Source organism: Phenylobacterium sp. (genome assembly GCF_031412415.1).
Classification (GTDB): Bacteria; Pseudomonadota; Alphaproteobacteria; order Caulobacterales; family Caulobacteraceae; genus Phenylobacterium.
In genome coordinates this window covers 1-9,242 of record NZ_JANOCX010000318.1, presented here as the reverse complement: position 1 = coordinate 9,242, position 9,242 = coordinate 1, and the positions used below count along the sequence as shown (strand labels likewise).

Genomic DNA, 9,242 nt, shown 5'->3' with positions numbered 1-9,242 from the left:
GTCTACGCGGGTGCTGGGGGCCATACCTACACTCTGCCGACGATCACCGATGTCAGCCCGACATCCATGGTCGGGATGCCCTTTCGCATCGTCAACGCTGGAACGGGCCTCCTGACGGTCGCTACGGACGGGACGCAACTGTTCAACAGCCGCTCAGGCAAGGCGACCTATGTCCTAATGCCAGGGCAGGAAATCAACATGATCGCCGCCAAGAACGCCAGCGGCACCCTGTTCTGGGCGGGCTCGCTTTCTGAGCCTTACCCGGTCGCCGTCGCAGGGCTTCCGACGGCGTCGGCAGCGGGCCAAGGCGCGAGGGCTTTCGTCACGGACGCCAATGCCACAACCTTCGCATCGATCGTCGCGGCGGGCGGATCGAACAAGATTCCGGTTTGGAGCGACGGGGCCAACTGGCTGGTTGGCTAAGCGCCACTCGTGCTCTGGCCACGGGTGAGGCTGCGTGAAGTCCACCATCGGCTCAGCCGCGACTGTAGCGGCCTTTCGAACATCAGATGGATCATCACGCCCGCACCAATCGTCAGCCCTGCGATTGTGATGACCACGACCGCGAGTTGTGTTTGCGGAAGCGCACCCGACCAGACGCGCAACAGCGCAGAGATGAAATGCACGTGGAATAGGTAGATCGCGAACGACGCGTTTCCCAGAAGAAGGGCGAACCGATTTGGCGGTCCGGCTCCCCAGATCGCCAGGGCCAAAAGCGGAGCGAACATCAGCGCGGTGATCAGCGTGTCGGCCACCCTGTCTGCGCGCAGGTCGAGAACGTTGCCGACGGCGACGGCCGCGACGAAGTAGAGCAGGGCGATCGCGGCCAGGTACGGGATCTTGATCGACCGGCCGTGAAGCCACCTGGTCCAGATCAGACCAAAGGCCAACCCAACTCCAAACTCCACGTTCACGGGATGGCTGAGGCTCCACCAGATGTCAGGGACAGCGGGGTCGGGAACGCTCGAGCCCGTCACCAGGACGTACAGGAACGGTGCGGCGATCCAGAGCGCGATCAACGGTCGAAGCCATGCGCGAGATAGAAACGTCGCGGCGAACAGCACGTAGAAAATCGCCTCATGCCTCAACGTCCAGATGATGTTCGGTTCCAGGTCACCAACCGGCCACACGGCCAACGCTCTGAGATACGGCAAAGGCTCGAAAGCAACGCCGGACGCCGTCCGAAGGGCTGCATAGGTCAGGATCGCCAGCCACATCATCGGCAGGATCCGAAATGCCCGCCGCCGGGCGAACTCTGCGATCCCTACGCCCGGCGCGGTGCTGTCCTTCTGCAGGGAGACGATCGCGATGATGAAGCCGCTGATCATGAAAAACAGATCGACGCCCAGCGCACCCTTCTCCAGCCAACCGCCCCACAGCGATTGTCCGAAATACTTGTCGAGGCCTGCCATGGCGCTGGTGTGATCGAAAACGACCGCGCAGGCGGCGATGCCGCGCAGATACTGAACGCCGACGATTTCACGTTGAGCAGACATCGTTCCCCCACCCATAGGTGGACAGGATTGGGCATTGCCGGTCAAGGACTGCCTGCCCCCCACGCCCTCACCTCATTTCGGTGTGCGGGTCTCGAGCTTGCGGTGCCGCTGTTCGCGCGCGTTGCGCTGTCGCCAGTAGCGCCGGTGCCGCCACTGTCGGATCTTGTGGGTCAGGTGAAGGCGGGTGTCGAGCGCCCAGTAAGCCAACCCCAGGCTAACGGTGACGATCAACAGGTAGGAAAGCGTGAGCATACGGCGAACCTACACCGCCGCCGCAAGAGCGCCACCCCCACCACCCCCTGCAGCAGGGGCAGGGATGCCGTCTCAGTCGACGATCCGCGCCTGCATCAGAGCTTCCAGCTTTCGGTCTTGCGCCGTTTGGGCCGGACAAGTCGGCGCAGTCTGCCCGAAAGGTCCAGCCATTCGTCGAGGCTGATCCACGCCAACCACATGGCGATCACGGCGCAGAGGCCGAGCGCAGCGTACAGCATATGATAGATCCCGTGGCCGGGGAGGGCCGCCTTAACCATAGCACGTCACGCGCCCGAATTCACGCCTGGTGCCTCCGCATTCAACGCGGCTTTCGACGCCCTGGCCGCACGCCGCGACGGGGCCATGCCGCCCGGGCGCTGCCGTCGTCGCATCCCGGGTGTTCGCCCGTGATCGAACCCAGGGGCGGACCGTCCTGCCCGATTCACATGCCGCCGTGCCGCAGCCGTAGCTGTCAGCGCGGTGTCGCGACGACGGGGCGTCTGGACCGTCTGATTTCACAAGGAAACGCACATGAACTGGAACCCGCGTTTGTTCGGGCGGGGCGCCCCCGTGGTCGAAACCAAGGCCAGCCGGGCCGGGCCGCTGATCGCGGTCACCGGGGCGGGGCGGCCGCGTTGGACGCCGAGGGACTATGGCAGCCTGGCGCGCGAGGGGTTCGCGCGCAATGCCGTGGCCTATCGCTGCGTGCGGATGATCGCCGAGGCCTGTGCCGCGACGCCTCTGGCGGTGTTCGCGGACGGGGTGCGGGACGACGCGCATCCGGTGGCGCGCCTGTTGCGACAGCCCAATCCGGAACAGTCGGGGGCGGAATGGCTGGAGGGGCTGTACGGCGCGCTGCAGACGGCGGGGAACGCCTATGTCGAGGCGGTCAGCGAGGGTTCGGGGGGCGGGGACGCGCCCGCCGAACTGTGGTCGCTGCGGCCGGACCGGGTGCAGGTCGTGCCCGGACGGGCGGGGTGGCCCGAGGCCTATGAGTATGCGGTCGGCGGGCGTCGGTTGAGGATCGGGCGCGAGGCCGACGGCTGGATGCCGGTGATGCAGCTGAAGCTGTGGAACCCGACCGACGACCATTACGGATTTTCGCCGCTGGAGGCCGCGGCCTCGGCCATCGACGTGCACAATGCCTCGGGGGCCTGGAACAAGGCGCTGCTGGACAATGCGGCGCGACCGTCGGGGGCGCTGGTGTTCCGGGGCGCGGACGGGGAGCGGCTGACCGAGGCGCAGTTCGCGATGCTGAAGGCCGAGCTGGTCGAGGCGCATGCTGGGGCCGGCAATGCCGGGCGGCCCATGGTGCTGGAGGGCGGGCTGGACTGGAAGCCGATGTCGATGAGCCCGGCGGACATGGACTTCATCGCCGGCAAACACGCAGCGGCGCGCGAGATCGCCCTGGCCTTCGGAGTGCCGCCGCAGCTGCTGGGGATTCCGGGCGACGCGACCTACGCCAACTATCGCGAGGCCAATGCCGCCTTCTGGCGCGGCACGGTGGTGCCGCTGGCGAAGAAGACCGCCGGCGCCTTGACAGGGTGGCTGGGGGGACGGTTTGCGGGCGTGCGGATCGAGCCGGACCTGGATGCGGTGCCGGCCCTGCAGCCCGAGCGGGACGCGCTGTGGGCGAGGCTGTCGGGGGCGGGGTTCCTGACGGACGAAGAGCGGCGGCGGATGGCGGGGGTGGGGGCGTGATGGACGACATCCGGAAACTGGCGACCGGCCTGGCGGTGGCGCTGGCGGTGCAGACGATCGGCGGGCTGGTCTGGGCCGGGGGCGCGGCGGCGCGGATCGCGACGCTGGAGGACCGGGTCGGGGAGCAGAGGCTGGTCGCCGAGCGGCTGGCGCGCTTGGAGGAGCAGGGCATCGCCACCCGGGCGGCCTTGATGCGGATCGAGACGCGGCTGGAGGATCGAGGGTGAGGGTTTCAGCTGAGCCCTTCTCCCCTTGCGGGAGAAGGTGGCCGAGCGACGCGAGGTCGGATGAGGGGTCACACGATGCCGGCCGTTCATGCCCGTGTGACCCCTCACCCGACCGCACAAGGACGACAGCTGCGCCGCCGTGTGCGGGCTCCCCTCGTCGGATCGCATGCGATCCGTCCTCGACCCGCAAGGGGAGAGGGGACCTCCCCATCCACGGCTACGCCTCCCTGTGGGGCGGGGCGGATCTGAACGGGGATGTGGTGGCGAAGGGGGCGTTCGTCGACAGTCTGACGCGGACCGGGGTCGGTGGGGTGCGGATGCTGCATCAGCACGAGAGCCGGGCCGTCGTGGGCGTCTGGGACGAGCTGGTCGAGGACGAGCGGGGCCTGTTCGTGCGGGGGCGGATCGCCGACTGGTCGGCGGAGGCCCGCTATGCCCAGGCGCTGAGTCGGGCCGGAGCGCTGGACGGACTGTCGATCGGGTTCCGGGCGGCGAGGGCGCGCCGGGAGGGGCGGCTGCGGGTGCTGAGCGGCGTGGATCTTTGGGAGGTGTCGCTGGTGACCTTTCCTCGCATTTAAAATATACAGTTTGGATGCGTCCGATCATGTATGCCTACAGCCGGTTCTCAAACGCCGCCCAAGCCGAGGGCGACTCCCTCCGCCGCCAGTTGAAGGCGTCGATCGAGTTCGCAGAGCGCCACGACCTGGAACTCGACACCACGCTGCGCGATCACGGCGTCAGCGCCTACACTGGCCTGAACCGTATCAAGGGCGCCCTTGGTTCTTTCATCAGACGGGTCGAGGCCGGCGAAATCACGAGGGGGAGCTATCTCGCCGTCGATAGCATGGACAGGTTCAGTCGCGAGTCTGAGACCATCGTGCTCAACATGCTGACGACGCTGACGCTGTCGGGAATTAAGGTCGTCAATCTGGCTGAGGACCACGTCCTCGACGAGACCGCCAGCACCGTCGATTACATTCGCGTCCTCATCCACGCTGCCCGGTCTAACCAGGAGTCAGCGGAGAAGAGCCGCAAGGTCCGCCTTGCGCGCGCTGACGAGCGGCGGAGGGCGCGCGAAGACCTGACGCCCTCCAGCCCGGTCGGGCCTCGGTGGTTGCGCTTAGCCGAGGGTGCGGATGGTCGAAAGGTCTGGGAGCCGATCCCTAACAAAGTCGCGGTCGTCCAGCGAGTGTTCGACATGAAGGAGGCTGGGTTGGGCGATCAGCACATCGCCCAGCGGTTCAACACCGAAGGCGTGGCGACGCCGACCGGGCGCGGGAAGTGGTTCAATTCCACCGTCGCGGACATGTCGCGGTCGATCGCCGCGATCGGGCTCTATCAACCTTTCACGGGCCATCAGAAGGGCGCCAATAGGAAGCCCGACGGTGACCCGATCGAAGGCTTCTATCCGGCGATCATCGACCGCGATCAGTTCCACCGCGTCCAGGCGATCAGAGCGGGACGCCGCAATCCAGCGGCGCGGCCGGCGAGCCGCACGTTCACGAACCTGTTGGTTGGACAGGTTCAGTGTGAACAGTGTGGGGGCGTGGTCGGCTATCTGACTTCGACGTTTCCCAAGAAGCCGCACTGGAAGCCGCGCGGCGTCCTGCGCTGTAACGGCGTAGCGCGGGGGCTCTGCAACAATCGGTCTCGCGTCCCTTACGACGACCTGGAGGCCGACCTGCTGCCGTTTGTGGCGTCGCTTCCCCTCGGGCGGAATGCCGGCGCTGACGATCTCAAAGAGAGTGAACTGCTGGCGCTGGTTGGGCAGCGCCAGGAGCTTGTCGCGAAGATCGAGACGTTGCTGGATCAGCTTGAAAGCGGCGGCGCGGTGGCGGACCGCCTACGGAAACGTGAAGCCGAACTGGTCGCCCTGGATGCGGCCCAGGCGGCGCTGAGGGCGGAGATGGAACAGTCTCGCGCCGGCACCACGGTGGATGAAGCCCAGGATGCGCTGCAGGGACTGAGGACCCAGATGGCGACGGCGGAAGGTGACGCGCTCTATGCGATCCGAGCCCAGATCAACACCCTGCTGAGGCAGGTCGTCGGCGGTGGTTTCGTTCTGGCTGACGACGGCAAGATCGTGGTCCGCATCCATGCCGACCAAGCGGTGGGTCGGGTCGCTGCCCTAGTCGGTGCCTCAGCAGGAGCCCGGGTCCGCACCGAGATCGTCGGCGGCAGAGGCTAGTTCGGAGGGCAGGCCGCCTCAAGCTGAAGCGAGGCGAAGGTGTCGGGTGCCGAGAACTCCCAGGCCTGGGTCGGATAGCCGGGGATGGCGTCACCTTCCAGGTTTGAGCCACTGAACCCGGTGCTCTGTAGGGTTCGGGATCGAAGCCCACCGCAATCGAGTTCGACCAGCAGCCGTGTTGATCGGCTGGAGGCGGTGGGGCTCGTATATTCGTAGCGAACCCAGATCATACCTTCCCGTTGGGCACCTCGGATGAACATGTAGACACCAGCGCTCGTGCTGCGGCCAAGATAGCTCCAGTCGCCGGTTTGGATGGACGGCGGCGCATCTACCGGCAGGCCGGCGAGCATGATGAGTTCCGCGTCGCCCATCTGCGAGAGGTCGCGGTCCTGAGGCACCAAGTGGAAGCCGGGCGGAGGGGGCGGAATAGTAGCCTGCGCGGTCAGCGCATAAGCCAAGGCCATCAGAGGAAGCACTCGCGATCTCCTTCGCCGGCCGTCAGTCGATCGTGTCGCAGGAAGGCAAGTCAACAAACCGTTGGAATTCGAAGGTGCCGTCCGCCTTGGCGTCTCCAGTCGCCGGGCGCCGGCATCACCGCCATGCCCGTATAGAGGTTGAGGTCGCCTTCGTCCTGGGTCGCCGGGTTGGGGTTGAAGATCAGGCGGGTGTATTCGCGACGGCGCTCCGATCCGATCCAGCGATCGTAGGCGGGGACCAACTTGGCCTTGTCGCCCGTCCCGACCTCCAGACGATACTTAGCGAGCCAGGTCTTGGCCTGCGATTCCTTCAAGAAAATCGGCTGGCCGTCGCGTCCCCAGATGACGATGCGGAGGTCGTTGCCCTTCAGGAGGACGGCCCCCAGGGTGTTCAGGTGATCGATCATCTGGTCTTCATTGGTGAAGACGGTTTGCTCGATGATCTCGTTGGCGGCGACGGTGGCCAGGAAGGCGTCCTGTGCGCCGGTGGCGTTGGGGTTGTCGGTCAAATTCGGTCCTTGTTGTTGATGTAGGCCCGCGCGCTATCGCAGGCCTCGTTGAGGTATTCGTCGGAGAGATAGCGATCGATTTCGTGGGGTTCGTGGTTGTCGGCGGGGGCGTCGCTGATGGCCTGGCGGAGCGCGGCGATCATGCCGGTGGTGTCGGCGTTGGCGCCGAAGCGGCCGAAAAACTTGACCAGCAGGCCGTTGATCGGGCCGTGGAAACCGCCCCGGTTCTCGCCGTCGCCGATGACGAGACAACGGGTGTGATCAGAGGAGCGACCCGCCGTGCGCGGCGAGGTGCGACGGGTGGTGGTGGGCGGATCGTCGGCGTCGCCGGTGCGGGTCTTCTTGTTGGCGTCTAGTGCCAGGCGCAACCAAGCCTCGGGCGCCGCCGCCAGCGGGACTTGATCGGGGGCGAACCCTTCCTCCCACTGGTAGCGACCACCTGAACGGTGAAGGCTACCGGGCAGGAGGATGTGCCCGTGGAAGCCCCGGACATCCACGCCCGCCGCCATCCCGCCCTGGCTCCCGCGCACCTCGGGTCCGTCGTCGGGATGGGCGAACCAGTAGTGACGGCCGTGACCGCTACCGCTTTGAGTCCGCCACGTCGGCGGCAGCGCGCCGTGTTCGGCCTCAAGCTGGGCCAGGCTGGCGAAACCCAGATCGCCGTCTAGGTCCAGGACCCAGACGCCGCTGGCCCTACCCGTGAGGGCGCTGAGGTTGGTCATCGCCCAGCCACCCGTGCGGCGGTGGGTCCAGTCGGCGATGATCTCGGGATCGGTGGTCGCCAGATCGGGCCAATCCAGAATGCGAGGGTGCTTGCCGGGGTTCTTGTTGCAGCTCGTCGGCTCGGTGCCGGTCTGGCGCGCCTTCCACCGCTTGCCTTTCATGCACTGGCATTCAAGGCCCGAGTCCGTGCGGGCGCTGTTGAAGCCGTAGGTGGGGAAGATACGGACGCCCAGAGCCGCCAAGCCAAGCGCCACGGGGAGTGGACGACAGGCGTGTAACGAGGTGGTGTGGTCGCGCGGGCGCGCGCCTCCGGACCGGGTCCGGCTATCGACTTGATGGTGGATCATTTTCTGGGGGAGTTGACGAGTGGGCGTCGTTGACGCTGCCACTCGTTCAGGTTGGGATCGACGCGAAGCGCCATTCAACGATGGTGGTGAAACCGCCCGAGCCTATGTGGTGAGGCGGCTACGCCAGTCGCCGGTGCAGCGGTCCAGGACGTCGCCCACCGTCACGTCCGGGAAGTGGTGGACGACGCGGTTCTGGAACATCTGCATGATGGGCAGCAGCGAGACGCCCGTGTGGACGGCTGTCTCGAACAGCCGCTCGAACGACGCGGCGATGACGGCCGGATCACTGACGCTGGTGACGCCGTTGATGTTGGCGGCGCACTCTTGCGGCCCGAAGTGTCGCTGGATCGGCGTGATCGGTCCAGCGTGTCCGGCGATCCGGGCCAGGGTGGACAGGGAAATGAACGGGTCGTGTCGGGACATCTTGTCTCTCAGTGGTAGAAGATGTCACCGAGCTACATGAGGGGCCGCGCCCTGGATAATGGCGATAAATCGGGGATTATCCCCCTAGTCCTTCCAGCTTCGGCGCCTCTTCACCGCATCTCGAACCACATCTTCCGACACGTTAAGGCCCTCAGCGGCTAGGCGAGCCTTCGTCATGAGAAAGGCCACTTCAGAGGGAGTTTCGCCCTTCCCTGGCTGTGGGCTGTTAGTCGCTTGCTCTCGCATCAGTTCGTATGTCGTGCGGATGTAGTTGCCCGTGGACTCGCGTTCGAACCAATCACGGCTCGGTTTGCCAACCGGCCGCTTGACCTTCCCTTCCAACAAGTCGGCGAGGAACTCGCGCACTTCCCGAGGCACCGGCTCATTGCAGCGCAGCCCATAGGCAATGTTCTGGAACGTCATCGGTTCGTCGCGCGCGATCTCACCCATCGTGACAACCCAGTCGAATGACATCGGCATTTTATCAGGCATCAGGGAAATCTTCGGCATCCAGAAAGTTACTGGGCAATCACCCAGTCGGGCGCAAGAGCTGGCCGAATTATGGCGCACAAGTTGTAAGTTTGGCGCTAGGCTCAAAAGATAGGCTTGACTCCCTTTTTGGGCCATCTTATGAGCCAGGGAAGCTGAACCCCTAACTTGTGAGCCACCCATGAGGATCGCCTACTATCGCGTCTCAAGTCGCGACCAGTCTATCGAAGCCCAGCGTCACGCGATGGGCGGCGGGTTCGACCGCGAGTTCTCGGACGAAGGTGTGTCTGGGGGCGTCATGGCGGCTGACAGACCCGGCTTCGCCAAGCTGCTGGACCAGGTTCGCGAGGGCGACACCGTCTGCTTCTACGCAGTTGATCGTCTGGGCCGAGATGCATTGGACGTTCAAAC

14 protein-coding genes are annotated in these 9,242 nt (G+C 65.6%); 6 read left to right on the top strand and 8 right to left on the bottom strand.

Going from position 1 to position 9,242, the window contains the following annotated elements; all coding sequences use genetic code 11:
- A partial coding sequence (locus RMO04_RS15620; protein WP_309645695.1) for a hypothetical protein occupies positions 1 to 423 on the top strand: 423 nt, incomplete at its 5' end.
- Here the strand turns inward: RMO04_RS15620 and RMO04_RS15615 are convergent.
- The 3 genes from RMO04_RS15615 to RMO04_RS15605 all read right to left on the bottom strand — a co-directional run bounded on the left by RMO04_RS15615 (position 420) and on the right by RMO04_RS15605 (position 1,987).
- On the bottom strand, positions 420 to 1,496 hold the full coding sequence (locus tag RMO04_RS15615) for an acyltransferase (RefSeq protein WP_309645694.1): 1,077 nt from the start codon (positions 1,494 to 1,496) through the stop codon (positions 420 to 422). The two genes, RMO04_RS15620 and RMO04_RS15615, sit on opposite strands and share 4 nt — an antisense overlap.
- Before the next feature lie 72 nt (positions 1,497 to 1,568).
- Positions 1,569 to 1,748 carry a hypothetical protein gene (locus RMO04_RS15610; protein ID WP_309645693.1) on the bottom strand — a complete coding sequence of 60 codons (180 nt, stop codon included), beginning with the start codon at positions 1,746 to 1,748 and terminating at the stop codon, positions 1,569 to 1,571.
- A 95-nt stretch (positions 1,749 to 1,843) separates the two neighbouring features.
- A complete protein-coding gene (locus tag RMO04_RS15605) occupies positions 1,844 to 1,987 on the bottom strand; it encodes a hypothetical protein (protein ID WP_309645692.1) in 144 nt (47 codons plus the stop codon).
- Positions 1,988 to 2,279: 292 nt separating this feature from the next.
- On the opposite strand from RMO04_RS15605, the gene RMO04_RS15600 reads away from it, so the two are divergent.
- The 4 genes from RMO04_RS15600 to RMO04_RS15585 all read left to right on the top strand — a co-directional run bounded on the left by RMO04_RS15600 (position 2,280) and on the right by RMO04_RS15585 (position 5,864).
- Complete coding sequence (locus RMO04_RS15600) at positions 2,280 to 3,449, top strand: phage portal protein (RefSeq protein ID WP_309645691.1); 1,170 nt, start codon at positions 2,280 to 2,282, stop codon at positions 3,447 to 3,449.
- A complete protein-coding gene (locus RMO04_RS15595) occupies positions 3,449 to 3,676 on the top strand; it encodes a hypothetical protein (protein ID WP_309645690.1) in 228 nt (75 codons plus the stop codon). Before RMO04_RS15600 ends, RMO04_RS15595 begins: the two co-directional genes overlap by 1 nt.
- A gap of 161 nt (positions 3,677 to 3,837) precedes the next feature.
- Entirely contained in the window at positions 3,838 to 4,254 is a 417-nt protein-coding gene (locus RMO04_RS15590; RefSeq protein ID WP_309645696.1) for an HK97 family phage prohead protease, read from the top strand.
- 26 nt (positions 4,255 to 4,280) lie between these two features.
- Positions 4,281 to 5,864 (top strand): recombinase family protein, encoded by a 1,584-nt coding sequence (locus RMO04_RS15585; protein WP_309645689.1) that lies wholly within the window; start codon positions 4,281 to 4,283, stop codon positions 5,862 to 5,864.
- On the opposite strand, the gene RMO04_RS15580 is transcribed toward RMO04_RS15585, so the two are convergent.
- The 5 genes from RMO04_RS15580 to RMO04_RS15560 form a co-directional block, all read right to left on the bottom strand.
- Positions 5,861 to 6,340, bottom strand: a complete 480-nt coding sequence (locus RMO04_RS15580) for a surface-adhesin E family protein (RefSeq protein WP_309645688.1) — start codon at positions 6,338 to 6,340, stop codon at positions 5,861 to 5,863. The genes RMO04_RS15585 and RMO04_RS15580 overlap by 4 nt on opposite strands.
- A gap of 50 nt (positions 6,341 to 6,390) precedes the next feature.
- The gene (locus RMO04_RS15575; RefSeq protein WP_309645687.1) at positions 6,391 to 6,849 is read right to left on the bottom strand and encodes a hypothetical protein; all 459 of its coding nucleotides are present in this window, start codon (positions 6,847 to 6,849) and stop codon (positions 6,391 to 6,393) included.
- Complete coding sequence (locus RMO04_RS15570; protein ID WP_309645686.1) at positions 6,846 to 7,814, bottom strand: bifunctional DNA primase/polymerase; 969 nt, start codon at positions 7,812 to 7,814, stop codon at positions 6,846 to 6,848. The genes RMO04_RS15575 and RMO04_RS15570 overlap by 4 nt, the downstream gene beginning before the upstream one ends.
- A 207-nt stretch (positions 7,815 to 8,021) precedes the next feature.
- Complete coding sequence (locus RMO04_RS15565; RefSeq protein WP_309645685.1) at positions 8,022 to 8,342, bottom strand: hypothetical protein; 321 nt, start codon at positions 8,340 to 8,342, stop codon at positions 8,022 to 8,024.
- Between the two features lie 84 nt (positions 8,343 to 8,426).
- The gene (locus RMO04_RS15560; RefSeq protein ID WP_309645684.1) at positions 8,427 to 8,852 is read right to left on the bottom strand and encodes a hypothetical protein; all 426 of its coding nucleotides are present in this window, start codon (positions 8,850 to 8,852) and stop codon (positions 8,427 to 8,429) included.
- A gap of 160 nt (positions 8,853 to 9,012) precedes the next feature.
- Between RMO04_RS15560 and RMO04_RS15555 the strand changes: the two genes are divergently transcribed.
- A partial coding sequence (locus RMO04_RS15555; RefSeq protein ID WP_309645683.1) for a recombinase family protein occupies positions 9,013 to 9,242 on the top strand: 230 nt, incomplete at its 3' end.